Origin of the sequence: Pseudoalteromonas sp. SR44-2, from assembly GCF_014163745.1 — a bacterium.
Taxonomy (GTDB): domain Bacteria; phylum Pseudomonadota; class Gammaproteobacteria; order Enterobacterales; family Alteromonadaceae; genus Pseudoalteromonas; species Pseudoalteromonas distincta.
Genome location: NZ_JACJDW010000010.1, coordinates 1 through 13,945, shown reverse-complemented (window position 1 = coordinate 13,945; position 13,945 = coordinate 1). Strand labels below are relative to the sequence as shown.

Annotated in this window: 9 protein-coding genes; 4 read left to right on the top strand and 5 right to left on the bottom strand. The window is 39.4% G+C overall.

Going from position 1 to position 13,945, the window contains the following annotated elements; genetic code table 11:
• Positions 1 to 57: 57 nt before the first annotated feature.
• Entirely contained in the window at positions 58 to 1,458 is a 1,401-nt protein-coding gene (locus tag H5115_RS08095) for a M20/M25/M40 family metallo-hydrolase (protein ID WP_182754669.1), read from the bottom strand.
• A 179-nt stretch (positions 1,459 to 1,637) separates the two neighbouring features.
• The gene (locus H5115_RS08090) at positions 1,638 to 3,716 is read right to left on the bottom strand and encodes a TonB-dependent siderophore receptor (protein ID WP_024594867.1); all 2,079 of its coding nucleotides are present in this window, start codon (positions 3,714 to 3,716) and stop codon (positions 1,638 to 1,640) included.
• Between the two features lie 188 nt (positions 3,717 to 3,904).
• Here H5115_RS08090 and dbpA point away from each other — a divergent pair, with 188 nt between their 5' ends.
• Positions 3,905 to 5,293, top strand: coding sequence for an ATP-dependent RNA helicase DbpA (dbpA, locus tag H5115_RS08085; RefSeq protein ID WP_002960948.1), 1,389 nt, complete (start codon positions 3,905 to 3,907; stop codon positions 5,291 to 5,293).
• A 22-nt stretch (positions 5,294 to 5,315) separates the two neighbouring features.
• On the opposite strand, the gene H5115_RS08080 is transcribed toward dbpA, so the two are convergent.
• Positions 5,316 to 5,888 carry a DNA-J related domain-containing protein gene (locus tag H5115_RS08080; RefSeq protein WP_002960947.1) on the bottom strand — a complete coding sequence of 191 codons (573 nt, stop codon included), beginning with the start codon at positions 5,886 to 5,888 and terminating at the stop codon, positions 5,316 to 5,318.
• Between the two features lie 76 nt (positions 5,889 to 5,964).
• On the opposite strand from H5115_RS08080, the gene H5115_RS08075 reads away from it, so the two are divergent.
• Positions 5,965 to 8,784: an ATP-binding protein gene (locus tag H5115_RS08075; protein ID WP_182754667.1), complete on the top strand. Its 2,820-nt coding sequence runs from the start codon at positions 5,965 to 5,967 to the stop codon at positions 8,782 to 8,784.
• Positions 8,785 to 8,847: 63 nt separating this feature from the next.
• Here H5115_RS08075 and rho read toward each other — a convergent pair whose 3' ends face one another.
• Both rho and trxA read right to left on the bottom strand, forming a co-directional pair.
• Complete coding sequence (rho, locus tag H5115_RS08070; protein ID WP_002960945.1) at positions 8,848 to 10,107, bottom strand: transcription termination factor Rho; 1,260 nt, start codon at positions 10,105 to 10,107, stop codon at positions 8,848 to 8,850.
• 186 nt (positions 10,108 to 10,293) lie between these two features.
• Positions 10,294 to 10,620, bottom strand: coding sequence for a thioredoxin TrxA (gene trxA, locus H5115_RS08065; protein ID WP_002960942.1), 327 nt, complete (start codon positions 10,618 to 10,620; stop codon positions 10,294 to 10,296).
• A 91-nt stretch (positions 10,621 to 10,711) separates the two neighbouring features.
• Here trxA and rhlB point away from each other — a divergent pair, with 91 nt between their 5' ends.
• Entirely contained in the window at positions 10,712 to 11,989 is a 1,278-nt protein-coding gene (gene rhlB / locus H5115_RS08060) for an ATP-dependent RNA helicase RhlB (protein WP_002960940.1), read from the top strand.
• Between the two features lie 43 nt (positions 11,990 to 12,032).
• On the top strand, positions 12,033 to 13,526 hold the full coding sequence (gppA, locus tag H5115_RS08055; RefSeq protein WP_182754665.1) for a guanosine-5'-triphosphate,3'-diphosphate diphosphatase: 1,494 nt from the start codon (positions 12,033 to 12,035) through the stop codon (positions 13,524 to 13,526).
• The last annotated feature ends 419 nt before the right edge of the window (positions 13,527 to 13,945 follow it).

The following is a 13,945-nucleotide window of genomic DNA, read 5'->3' as shown; positions in this document are numbered from 1 at the left end:
GGTAAAACAAGAAGCGTGTTAGTTAAAGCCACAAACTGTAAGTAAGTATGTCTGTTATTACTTATTTTGAGCTTTAGGCTTAATTGTTGTTTTTGCATCCGCAGCCATTAGAGCAAATACAGCGTATGCAGCGGTATTTTGACGAAGCTTAGCAGGTGTTACTTTATCAAGTGTATCGTCAGCTGTATGGTGGTAATCAAAGTAATCTGTTCCATCTTGAGCAAGTTCAAAAATAGGTGCTGAGGTTGCTGCTTTAAGTGGAATTAGATCAGGGCCACCATTCGCTTGGTTTTTACCAATATGCTCAATATTTAACGGCGCAAGTTCTTTTGCAATAGCACGCACTACAGGAAGTGACTCTGCGCTTACGTTCGATTCAAAAGCATATACAACATCAGCGCCAAAATCAGACTCAGCTGCTGCAACAATATTGCTTAGCTCGTTTTTATGCTCTGCAAAATAAGCTTTTGCACCCCAAAGACCTAGCTCTTCAGCTGCAAAAAGTACCACACGAATACTGCGCTTAGGACGTTTTACATCGCTAATATGTTTAGCGGCTGCCATTGTTAGTGCAACGCCTGCGCCGTCATCTAATGCGCCAGTCCCTAAGTCCCAAGAATCTAAATGCCCGCCGATTAATACATATTGCTCAGGGTTTTCGGTACCATTAAATTGGCCAATAACGTTATAACCAGTGCCTTCACCAAGGCTTTCGGTTTGCACATTAATATTTACCGAAACGTCTTTATCTAAAGCAATGAGTCGTGCTATTTGATCGGCATCTGGGTTAGCAATGGTTACATTAGGTATTTTTGTAACACCTTCTTTGTAGTAACTACCGCCAGTGTGTGCAAAACGATGATGACCAGTACTTACCGAGCGCATCATGTAGGCAACAGCGCCTTTTTTAGACGCCTCTATAGCGCCTGTGCCACGTGCTTTTACAGCAGGTCCGTAACCATTCCCGTCTATATCGCGGTTCATGCGGTAATTAATATACGCAATTTTACCTTTTAGGCTATTTTCTGGTGCTGCAATTAACTCATCAAGTGTTTCGAACAAGACTACTGGTGCTGTGATCCCATCTTTAGGCGTGCTTATACTGTTACCTAATGCAGTTAAATGTAGAGGTTGCTCGCTTGGTGTTAGTATTTTTCCGCTTTCGCTATAACGGCGCCATTCAGGAAAAGTCGCTTCTTCAAGCCATACTTTATCAAAACCAAGCTCATTAAATTTAGCTTTAGCCCATGCCACTGCTTTTTTATCATTTTCAGTACCAGGTAAGCGAGGTCCTACTTCAGTTGTTAATGACTCTAGTAATTTATAGCTTAAACCACTATTTAGAGCAGAGGTGCGCACTTCATTGACTTGTTGTAATTGCTTTTGGGTAAATTCGGCGTTGTTAGCGTTTGCAGCCATACTACTAGTAAGCAGCAGTGCGGTAATTAATTTTTTCATTTGGGTAAGCCTTTTTAATAATTAGCGCTATTAGAACATGTAACAAACATGATAAAAAATAGATGAGATGAATAGGCTTTGTAATAGGTTTAATGCTGTTAGGTATAAACGTTTAGATATAAAAAAGCCCGCGTAAATGTACGCGGGCTATATTTTAAAGCTGTTATTTAAGCATTTAATTAAAAGCTAAATTGCGCTGCTAAACGAAGATTTGTGCCCTCGCCAACAGTTACATTACTCGTGCCGCCACCACCTAAATAGCTTTTATCAAATAAGTTTTCGATGTTAAGGCGTAAGTTAATATCGGTATTGCTTAAGTTAAACTTATAAGTGGCGCCTACATCAACACGTGTATATGCATCTTTAGTAATTGTATTATCGCTATCTGCAAAGCGCTCGCCTTCATAAAAAGCACCAGCGTTAATGGCAATGGCGTCGTTTAATTCATAACGAGTCCAAAGTGATGCCGACCATTTTGGTGCATCGGTCGGGCGTTTACCTTCCAATACTTCATCGCGTTCAAAGTTAGCATCTAGATACATAGTTGATGCCATAACAAATAAGCGGTCAGTAGCAGCACCTTGTGCGCTTACTTCAACACCTTTATGGCGTTGTTCACCCACTTGGTTTGTTTCACTTGTGAATGAGCCAATAGGCGTCTCAAGCTGTTCGCTAACAAGTGTGCCTTCTTTACTAATATCAAAAATTGCACCTGTAAGCAGTAAACGGTCATCAAATAATTGCCATTTAATACCAATCTCTCTTTGCTCTGAGGTAATGGCATCTAGCTTCATGCCATTATTTACATCGGTTTCATCAATCAGAGTTTCACTACCTTGAGGCTCAAAACCTTCTGAGTAACTAGCATATATAGTTGCCGAAGTATTTGGATGATAAAGCACACCTACCTTTGGTACAAATGACTCGTTATCTGCACCTTCTCGTGTTTGTTTATCGTAACGGCCACCTAGCGATAATTGCCATTGTGGTGAGAACGAAATTAAGTCCTGAACGTAAATACCGTAATAGTCGTATTCAGTTTCGCTTACTGTATCATCTGTTTTATAACTTACAGATGGGCGTGATGGTTCTGCTTGTCCTGCAGAAAAATCAAAGTAGTCAGCAGAAGTACGGCGTTGCCCGTAGTAGTAATCTAGCGAGTTTGCGCCAATTAAAAACTGATGCTGTAAGCTACCTGTTTTAAATTCACCAATAAAATCAATAAATGCAGTTTTAAATTGCCAATCGTCAAAACGGTCGTAAGGACGAGATTCATAGCTGTCACCTTCAGCAAAGCTACTAGGCATGCGAGGTGCTGACTCAAAGCGTTGACGTTCAAACGTTTGTTCGTTATAGCCAAGTTTTACTTGCCAGTTATCGGTTAAAAATACTTCTAGGTCTACACCTAGGTTTTCTACGGTTATGTCGGTAAATGCCCAAGACATATCACGGATTGTTTTATCGCTACCAATTACATTGGCGTTATCGTCTATCCATGCGCCAGTATCTAAACCTGCTTCGTCATCTGTGCGGTCGTAATGCACACGTACTAATGCGTTATCGCTAATATCGTAATCTACAACTAAAGCACCTAAAAAGCGGTCACGCTCACGGTTTTCACCATTTTGGTATTCACGCCAGTAGTCAACGTCTTGCTTTACTAAAATCCCGCGAGCACGTAAATCTTCCGATTCAGTCAAGGCACCTGCAGCATCAACCATAAAGCGCGTTGACCCATGCTGATCTACATCGGCACTGGCATTAAATAATGTTTGTGCTGTAGGCTTTTTAGTTACCATGTTAACCAAGCCACCTGGGCCTGACTGACCATATAAAATGCTTGATGGGCCTTTAATTACTTCAACTTGTTGCAAAATTTCGATTGGTTGCTGATAGTGCGACCAATGCTGATGACCGTCGCGTAAATAACCTGTCGATGAGCTCAGCTCAAAGCCGCGTAAGTTAAATACTTCACGATTTCGTTGTTGTGAGCCTGCAGTTAAGCTTGCGTCATTTGTGAGTACTTCGCCAAGTGTAGTGGCAAGCTGCTCGCTAATAATAGTGTCGGTTATTACAGTGACAGATTGTGCAGTTTCAAGTAATGAAGCTGATGTTCTCATTGCGCCATTAGCGTTATCTACTTTGTAATCGTTAAAGTAGCTTCCCTTTACTTCTATGCGTTCAAGGTCGGTAGTGTTTGCATATGTGCTTGTTGTAATGCTTGCTAATAGTGCTATGTAAATAGAATTCAGTTTCATTAATTGCTTCCAGCGCAGGTATGTAAAAACAATCGCGATCTTAATGCAAACTACTATCATTTTCAACACCTTTCATTAACATGTTTTATAATGTGTTTGTTAATGGTTGCCAATTACGAATTCTGCTATTATAAGCTGCATATTAGTGGGGCTTTCTCCCATGTTATTTTATTGCTATGGAACTTACTGTGACTTCAACTGCTTTTTCATCTTTGGCTTTACCGGCTGGACTCGTTGATAACTTATCAACACTTGGCTATGCCCACATGACACCTGTACAAGCGCAAAGTTTGCCGCCTGTACTTGCTGGTAAAGACATCATTGCTCAGGCAAAAACCGGTTCAGGTAAAACTGCTGCGTTTAGCTTGGGTGTGTTAGCTAAATTAAACGTAAAACGCTTTCGTATTCAATCTTTAGTCTTGTGTCCGACTCGCGAACTTGCCGAGCAGGTTGCAGTTGAAATGCGTAAATTAGCGCGCGGCATTCATAACATTAAAATATTGACGTTATGTGGTGGTGTTTCAATTGGCCCGCAAATAGGTTCACTTGAACATGGCGCGCATATTATTGTTGGCACGCCAGGGCGTGTTGATGACCATATTCGTAAAGGTACTCTACGTTTAGATGATGTGGAAACATTGGTGCTTGATGAAGCTGATCAAATGCTTGATATGGGTTTTCAAGACACACTTGATGCAATTATTGAGCGTATTCCACAAAATCGTCAAACATTGTTATTTAGTGCTACTTTCCCAAGAGCTATTGAAGCAATTGCTAAGCGTGTACTTAAAAATCCAGAAATGGTTAAAGTAGAAGAAGAGCAAGCCAAAAGCACAATTAAGCAGTACTTCTACAAAATGGATAACAATAAGCAGCGCTATCCAACGCTTAAGTTATTACTTCTTAAATTTACACCACAAAGCTGTGTTGTATTTTGTAATACCAAAGTAGAAACTCAACAAGTGTGTGATGATTTAGCTGACGAAGGCTTCAGCGCTGTTGCATTGCACGGTGATTTAGAGCAACGCGATCGTGAACGTACGCTAATTCACTTTTCAAATAAAAGTGCTTCAATACTTGTTGCAACCGATGTTGCTGCACGAGGTTTAGATATTGATGACATGGATATGGTTATTAACTACCATTTAGCACATGACACGCAAACACATGTTCACCGTGTTGGCCGAACTGGACGTGCTGGTAAAAAGGGCATTGCTTGTTCTATTTACGGTGAAGCTGAAGCGTTTAAAATTGCACAAATTGGCGATCATTACGAGCGTGATATTACTCCAGAGCAAATGCCGCCGTTTAATTTATTAGATAAACCGCCGTACCGCCCTGAAATGGTTACTTTGATGATTGATTCAGGTAAAAAGCAAAAAGTACGTGCAGGCGATATTCTTGGTGCTCTGACAGGTAAGGATGGGGTTGCAGGTCGTCAAGTAGGTAAAATTAACGTACTTGATAACGTAGCATTTGTTGCTGTTGAACGTAACTCATCAAAACCAGCACTTCGCAAACTAACCGAAGGCAACATTAAAGGGCGTAAAATACGCGCTCGTCGCCTTACTCGTTAATTTAAATAGCTAAATTAACAAATTAGCGAGCAGCTACCTTTAGCTGCTCGTATTGTAATTTTATTTTTTTAAACTTAACTTCACAACCATTTGGTTTATCTGGGTGCATCTGTAATGCAAGTTGTCTCCAGCGCTTTTGAACGTTTTTAAGAGTGAAATTTTCAGGTAACTTCCATTCTAAAGCCAACGCTTTAAATTCATTGTCATTTAATACTTGTTGTGGTGATGTCGTTTTAAACTGACGCCAAAAACTATTCAAAAGCTCATCAATTTTCTCTTCACCGGTATCGTAATTACGCCAATCTAAATAATAATCTCGCAAATTTTCGTTCGTTGTTACTAAACTATTATCTTCTTTTTCTAAAAGCTCGATATGCAGAGTTGAAATGAGTAAACTTTGAGGGCGTAATTGTGCCTGCAGTTGGTACAATGCATTCATAATTAAAAAGTTACGTTTAAATAAATCACGTTCAGGGCTTTTATCGAGTGTTGTTATTGCGCTGCGGTTTGTCAGTTCTGCTGCTAAAGTATGAACTTGCCAAACCTGCCTTGTTAATATCAGCTCAAAAATCTCATCAATCAGTGGGTTAAGCATTGTTTAGGCCCTAGTAGTTAGTGTATCTTCAATAAAGATTACACTGATATAAGTAACGGTTTGAAGGATTAAAATTATGCTGGGCAAGTTTAAATGCCTCTTATTTACTATATGCTGTGTACTAATAGCTCCTAGCTATGCCCAAAATAGTGATTCGTTATTTGAGCAATTCAAAAACGAAGTGCAGTGGGAGCCTAAATTACAATTAGCAAATACGTTACTTGCTAATAAAAACGTTTCTAAAAAAGAGCGTGTCGCTGTTTATTCGGCATTAGGTAATAGTGCGTTATCGGCTGATAATTTTAAAGAATCTTTACACTATTTTAAATTATTAGAAAAAAACACTTCAGATACTTTCTTTCCTGACGAGCACTTTCGTGCAATAAAAATGCAAGGTGTAGCACTTTTTTATCAAGGCCTATTTCAAAAGGCCATAAGTGAATATACCCGGACCCTAGTATTAGCTGAAAAAAATGAACAACTACTTGAACAAGCAAATTTACTAAATAATATTGGTTTGGCTTATTTTAATATGAATAAGCTAGGCGATACCCTAGAGTTTTACTTAAAGGCAAAAGCTATTTACGAAGCGCACGGTAGTGAGCAAGATCAAACCGACATATTACTTAATATAGCAGGCGTTTATATACGCTTATCACGCTACGAAAGTGCATTTAGTCTTTATCAAGATGTACTTAAAGTTTATCAGCGGTTAGATGATAAAAGCGGTATTGCGCAGGTATACAACAATATGGGTGTTGCTCATATGGAGAGTAATCAATTTGACTTAGCACTTCATTATTACCAGCTAGCGCTGCGTTATTATATTTCAGCCAATGATTACAATAAGTTATCTACGCAATATACTAACTTGGCAAATACTAATTTAGTGTTAAAAAAAGTAGATGAAGCATACGAGCAAGCTAAATTAGGTGAGTATTATGCGCTTAAAATAGGTAACCATAATTTAGAGCTTAATGCGCTACATGCGCTTGGTAAAATTCAGTTTGTTAAAGGCAACTTAGAAGAGGCGAAAATAAGTTTAGATAGAGCTATTTCACTTGCCCATGAATATGGCAGTGAGCGAATAATTAGGGAGGGTTTAGGGACTAAAGCACTACTTGAAGCCAGTAAAGGCGATTATTCAAGCGCAATGGCCTTGCAACAAGAATATATTAGTGAGCTGCGAAAACTCAGAAGTACAGCAATTATAAATGCATTAGCGGTACTTCAGCATCAATTTAAAGCAACCCAATTAAACCAAGAGATAGAAAAACTTAAACAAGATCGACGTGTGCAAGAGCTAAAAATGTCGCAGCGTTCTCAGCTTACTTTATTCTCTTTTTTACTATTACTTTTGGTTGTTGTAACTGGTATTGCGCTTTACCGCCGTGGCGCAGAAAAACGCGCTAAGCAGCAGTTAACAGAGCAAGTTACGCAGCGCACTGCCGAGTTACAAGCAATAGCACAGGAGCTAAGAGAAGCTAACGATGTTAAAAGCCAGTTTTTGGCCAATATTAGCCACGAAATCCGCACTCCACTAACGGCTATTTTAGGGCAAACAGATGCTTTAATTAATGAATTATATGAGCCTGAGTCACTTAAAGATGAATTAAGAGTAATTCAGCGTCACAGTGACCATTTAAAAAGCTTAATAAATGATGTACTCGATTTAAGTAAAATTGAAGCTAATAGGTTAGAGTTAAATATTTCGTGCTTTGATATTGTAGAGCTTGTAAATGACGTACATGCAATGTTTATCACTCAAGCAAAAGCAAAAAATTTACGCCTCATTTTAGACAATCAAGTGGGTAATGAGTTTTACACTAAGCTGGATTTAATACGCGTAAAACAAATTCTTATAAATTTATGTGCTAATGCTATTAAGTTTACTCACGCTGGCCAAATCATTATTGCTTTAAATAAGAGTGAACAAGGGCTAGTGATTATTGTAAAAGATACCGGTATTGGTATGAGCTCTAAACAGTTAAAGCTTATTTTTGAATGCTTTAGCCAAGCTGATAACAGTATTAGCCGTCGCTTTGGGGGGACAGGGTTAGGCCTTAGCTTATCGCAACAATTAGCCGCGATGATGGGCGGTTATATCAGTGTACAAAGCGAATATAAAAAGGGCAGTCAGTTTTCGTTCTTTTTACCGTGCGCAGAAGTAAATAAATCGCAAAGCCTGATTGAAACTCAAAGTGCTCCAAAGGTAAATAAGCAATTGGCAGGGCGTGTTGTACTTGCAGAAGATCACCCTGATAATCGAAGGTTAATAAGCCGCTATTTACGTTCAATGGGGCTCGAGGTTATTGCCGTTGAAAACGGTGAGCAAGCGGTAGAGCAGTGCTTAAAAGAGTATCCTGATTTAGTGCTACTCGATATTCAAATGCCTGTGATGGATGGGCGTTCTGCTTTTCAGCTATTAAAACAGTGTGGTTTTGAGCGGCCTATTTTTGCTTTAACTGCAAATGCTATGAGTCATGAAGTGGATGGCTATTTAGAGTTAGGGTTTAGTGGTTACTTAGGTAAACCGATAGATAAAGAGTCATTTTATAAAGCGCTTTCCAGCCACCTACATAATGCAGAAGATCAGCCAATTACAAAGCAAAATGAAGTTGATATGAGCGATCTTGTGATAAGTTTTAAGCAAAGCTTTGCTTTGGAGAGTGAAACGATTACTCAGCATTTTATAAGTGAAGATTTAGCCGCGCTACAAAAAGATAGTCATCGCATTTTAGGAGCGGCGCAAATGTTTGGTTTAGATGAAATTGCGCAATCGGCTCAAAGTTTAGATAGAGCACTTTTACGCAGGACCCAAAAAAGTAGTGCGAATGACTTTAAAGCGCTCGTTGATACGTTGCAGAGTGTACTTAAAAAGTATAACGAAAGTTAAACTGTGTTTAATCCCGACATAAAAAAAGCGCCTTAGGCGCTTTTTTTATTCAGCTAAAACGCTTTATTGGCGTCTCATCGAATCAAAAAATTCATCATTGGTTTTGCTCATCGATAGTTTATCGATTAAGAATTCCATCGCATCAATTTCTGACATGTCATGAACAATTTTACGTAAAATCCAAAGCTTTTGAAGCTCATCTGGTTTTGTTAGTAATTCTTCACGACGAGTGCCTGAACGATTAAAGTCGATAGCAGGGAATACACGTCTTTCCGCAATTTTACGGTTAAGGTGAAGTTCCATGTTACCAGTACCTTTAAACTCTTCGTAGATAACTTCATCCATTTTAGAGCCGGTATCGATAAGAGCTGTAGCTATGATTGTTAAGCTACCACCTTCCTCAACGTTACGTGCAGCACCAAAGAAGCGCTTAGGCTTGTGTAATGCGTTAGCGTCAACACCACCAGTAAGTACTTTACCTGATGAAGGAATAACGGTGTTATAAGCACGTGCTAAACGAGTGATTGAATCCAATAAGATAACAACATCTTTTTTATGTTCAACTAGGCGTTTTGCTTTTTCGATAACCATTTCGGCAACTTGTACGTGACGAGAAGCTGGCTCATCGAACGTTGATGCAATAACTTCACCTTTAACTAGGCGTTGCATCTCTGTTACTTCTTCCGGACGTTCATCAATAAGTAAAACCATTAATGTTACATCAGGGTGATTATGCGTAATTGATTGTGCAATGTTTTGAAGTAGCATTGTTTTACCCGCTTTTGGCGGAGCTACTAACAAGCCACGTTGGCCGCGGCCAATAGGAGATGCTAAATCAAGTACACGGGCTGTAATATCTTCTTTACTGCCGTTACCACGTTCCATGCGAAAACGTTCGTTTGCATGTAGTGGAGTAAGGTTTTCAAAAAGAATTTTAGTTCGAGAGTTTTCAGGTTTATCAAAGTTAACTTCATTTACTTTGAGTAAAGCAAAGTAACGTTCACCGTCTTTAGGTGGACGAATAAGGCCTGAAATTGAATCGCCAGTACGCATGCTGAAACGGCGAATTTGGCTAGGTGAAACATAAATGTCATCTGGCCCAGCTAAGTAAGAGGCTTCTGATGATCTTAAGAAGCCGAAACCATCTTGTAAAATCTCTAATACACCGCCGCCGAAGATATTCTCTCCGCCTTTGGCATGGGATTTAAGAATGGCAAAAATGATATCTTGCTTTCTTAAGCGGGCTACGTTTTCGAGCCCCATGGACTCAGCTAAGTCTACAAGCTCTTTAATCGACTTGTCTTTTAATTCGCGTAAATGCATATTGGTGGGTTCTTTATTACAGTTGTCATACTCAAAATCGCTTTGATCGTTGAGTGAGGTTTGTTGAATATAACTAAGGATTAGTTGGCTTTATAAACTAGCAGTTCACTGGCAAAGCGTCCAGTCTTTATACAAAATAAATTTAAAAAAGGGCAAAAAAGCCCTTTTTATTGTTCTAGCTTACCGTTAGATGTTGTTTTCTAAAAACTCGATAAGTTGAGTTTTTGAAAGAGCACCTACTTTCGTTGCAGCTACTTGGCCATCTTTAAAAAGAAGTAAAGTAGGGATACCACGAATACCAAACTTTGGCGGTGTGCCAGCATTTTGGTCAATATTTAATTTAGCAACAGTCACACGGCTGTCGTATTCATCAGCAACTTCGTGAAGAATAGGGGCGATCATTTTACAAGGTCCACACCATTCAGCCCAGAAATCTACTAGTACTGGTTTGTCTGATTGTAATACGTCAGCTTCAAAGCTATCGTCAGTAATTTGGATTATTTTCTCGCTCATTGCGCTCTCCGATTTAGTTAGGCGAAATATTTAGTGCGTATTTAAACACTCTTGTTTCTTATTGCAAGTTTAAACGTTATGCTTAAACGCTATGACTAAGACACATTTAACCGATAAAAAGTTTTCAGACTTTGCTATCGCACCGGAAGTGGTTGCCGGTTTAACCGAGAATGGGTTTGAATATTGCACACCTATTCAAGCAAAATGCCTACCTTTTATTTGTGATGGACGCGATATCGCGGGCCAAGCTCAAACGGGTACAGGCAAAACGTTGGCGTTTTTAACTGCCACGTGCCATCGGTTATTACAATCTAGCAAAGCACCTAGTAAACATCCAAGAGCCCTGATCATGGCCCCTACTCGGGAGCTTGCGATTCAGATACACAAAGATGCTAAAATTTTAGCGCCGCACTGTAATCTTAACTTAGGTTTAGTATATGGTGGCGAAGATTACGAAAAACAACGTGCACAACTAGAAAAAGGCGTTGATATTTTAATTGGTACTACAGGTCGCCTAATTGATCTGTATAAGCAAGGCTGTTACACCCTTAATGAAATTGAGGTAGTCGTGCTTGATGAAGCTGATCGTATGTTCGATTTAGGTTTTATCAAAGATATTCGCTATATGTTCGACCGTATGCCAGATACATCAAAGCGTTTAAACTTATTATTTTCTGCCACATTATCGTACCGCGTACAAGAATTAGCTTTTGAGCACATGACAAACCCAGAGCATGTTCAAATTGAACCTGACGTTAAAACGGGTAAACGTATTCAAGAAGAGCTATTTCATCCTTCGCAAGAAGATAAAATTAAGCTGTTGTTAACCTTAATTGAAGAAGAATGGCCAGAGAAAGCAATCGTGTTTGCAAATACCAAGCACAGTTGTGAAACAGTATATGCTTGGCTTAAATCAGACGGCCATCGTGTAGGTATGCTTACTGGTGATGTAAACCAGAAAAAACGCCAAACTATATTAGCGCAATTCAGCAAAGGTGATTTAGACTTTTTAGTTGCGACCGATGTTGCAGCGCGTGGTCTTCATATTCCAGAAGTAAGTCATGTGTTTAACTTTGATTTACCTGACGATTGTGAAGATTATGTTCACCGTATTGGCCGTACTGGCCGCGCTGGTGCATCAGGCCACGCAATTAGTTTTGCATGTGAGCAATATGCATACAACCTGCATGAAATTGAAGAATATATAGAGCACAGCATTCCTTTATCACATTATGATAAAACAGCATTGCTAGATGATTTAACTCAGCCTATTATTCAAAGAAAGCGCAACTATTCAACAGGTCCACGTAACCGTAGTAATAACAGCGGACGTCGCCCAAATAATAGTTACCAAAAAGGACGGTCGTAAGCGACCGTTTGTATAAGTAGTAGTAACTAGAGGTTTTTGAACGGTGGGGCAACTTAAACCGCAAAAAAATGTGTACGCAGTTATTGATTTGGGCTCAAATAGCTTTCATATGCTTATTGCCAAATCAATTGCTGGCGGTCTACAAACAATTGGACGTGTTAAACGCAAAGTCCGATTAGCCGCAGGGCTTGATAAAGGAAACGTATTAAGCACTGAAGCAATGCAGCGAGGCTGGGAATGCCTTGCCCTTTTTGCTGAGCGTCTACAAGATATCCCAGACAAAAACATCACCATAGTAGCAACAGCTACCTTACGCTTAGCAACTAACGCCGAAGTATTTAAAAATCATGCCGAAAAAATTCTAGGTCATAACATTAATGTTATTAGCGGAGAATTAGAAGCGCGTACAATTTATAAAGGTGTTGCTCATACTTCATCTTGTACTGGCAAACAGCTTGTTATTGATATTGGTGGTGCAAGTACCGAAGTTGTAATTGGTAAAGCATTTGATGCCTTACATTACAAAAGCCTCAATATGGGGTGTGTTACCTATCTTGAACGCTATTTTAAAGATTGCCAATTAAGTAAGAGTAACTTTAACGCAGCCATAAAAGCAGCTCGAACAGTCATTGATGAAATTTCTCCAGAATATAAAACAGCGGGATGGCAAATTGCATCTGGTGCTTCTGGCACAGTGCAAGCAATTCAAGAAATTATGGTCGCGCAAAATCTTGACGATTTACTTACGCTTGAAAAGCTCAACACTATAAAAGAGCAAGCAATTGCATTTAGCACTATTGCAGCGCTAGACCTTCCTGGATTAAGTGAAGACCGTCGACTGGTATTTGTATCAGGGCTCGCAATCTTAATCGCACTATTTGAATCTCTTGAAATAGAAAAAATGGGATTGGCGGGTGGAGCACTGCGTGAAGGCGTTTTATATAGCATGGTTCCGGAGTTTCATAATAACGACATTCGTAAGCGCACAGTTGATGGGTTTATGAGTCGTTATCACGTTGATCAAAAACAAGCGTGTCGGGTTTCAAGCTTAGCTATGCAGTTAGCGGTAAGTATTGATAAAGATTGGCCAATTGAAAGTTTAAATGGGTTACCACTATTAAAAGCGGTAGCGCAGCTTCATGAGATTGGATTACTAATAGAATATAAGCAGTACCATAAACACACCGCTTATATTTTGGAAAATACCGATATGCCTGGTTTTTCACAATCAGAGCATAAATTAATAGTAGCGGTAGCAGATGCGCATCGTTCTGATTTTCCAAAAGCCTGTTTTAATTCACTCGGCGTAAATAGTCTATTAGCGCAATATATAGTGAGATTACTACGGATAGCAGTCATCTTATCAATGCGCAGACAAGATGATGTACTGCCTAAGTTTGAGTTAACTGCTAAAAATGAAGTGTTAGACCTTAAGTTTGAAAGTAACTGGTTAAAAGATCATCCATTAATGGCCAGCGAGCTACAACAAGAGTCTAAACAGCAAGGTAAACTTGGGTGGAAGCTCATAGTAAACTAATTAAAAAGGCCCATCAGGGCCTTTTTAGTGTTTAAAGTAACCATTTCGATGCAAATATGTGCGAACAGCACATTATTTCAAGTTTTCTTCAAAAAAGGGTTGATCTGTTTTCGGATCTCCCTATAATGCGACCCCACTGAGACGGGAAACGCCAACGCGTAGCGAGGCACGAACTACTCACAGAGTTAAATAAAACTTCGGTTTTAAATTGTCGAAAGAAAGTTTAAAACAAAGTGTTGACTCGAAAAATAAAGGGTGTATTATTCGCATCCCTTGAGGCGCTAAAGCGGCTCAAAACGTTCTTTAACAATATAAAGCAATCATCTGTGTGGGCACTCGTACAGATTGAGTTCTAACAGCCAAACTACTTAGGTAGCGAGGCAAACAAATTAGAGTCTCAATTGAAACTGAGTGACCAT

Bases quoted from the DNA above. Each gene is read 5' to 3' on its own strand.
- H5115_RS08095 (WP_182754669.1), bottom strand. From the start codon at position 1,458: ATGAAAAAATTAATTACCGCACTGCTGCTTACTAGTAGTATGGCTGCA.
- H5115_RS08090 (WP_024594867.1), bottom strand. From the start codon at position 3,716: ATGAAACTGAATTCTATTTACATAGCACTATTAGCAAGCATTACAACA.
- H5115_RS08080 (WP_002960947.1), bottom strand. From the start codon at position 5,888: ATGCTTAACCCACTGATTGATGAGATTTTTGAGCTGATATTAACAAGG.
- H5115_RS08075 (WP_182754667.1), top strand. From the start codon at position 5,965: ATGCTGGGCAAGTTTAAATGCCTCTTATTTACTATATGCTGTGTACTA.
- rho (WP_002960945.1), bottom strand. From the start codon at position 10,107: ATGCATTTACGCGAATTAAAAGACAAGTCGATTAAAGAGCTTGTAGAC.
- trxA (WP_002960942.1), bottom strand. From the start codon at position 10,620: ATGAGCGAGAAAATAATCCAAATTACTGACGATAGCTTTGAAGCTGAC.
- rhlB (WP_002960940.1), top strand. From the start codon at position 10,712: ATGACTAAGACACATTTAACCGATAAAAAGTTTTCAGACTTTGCTATC.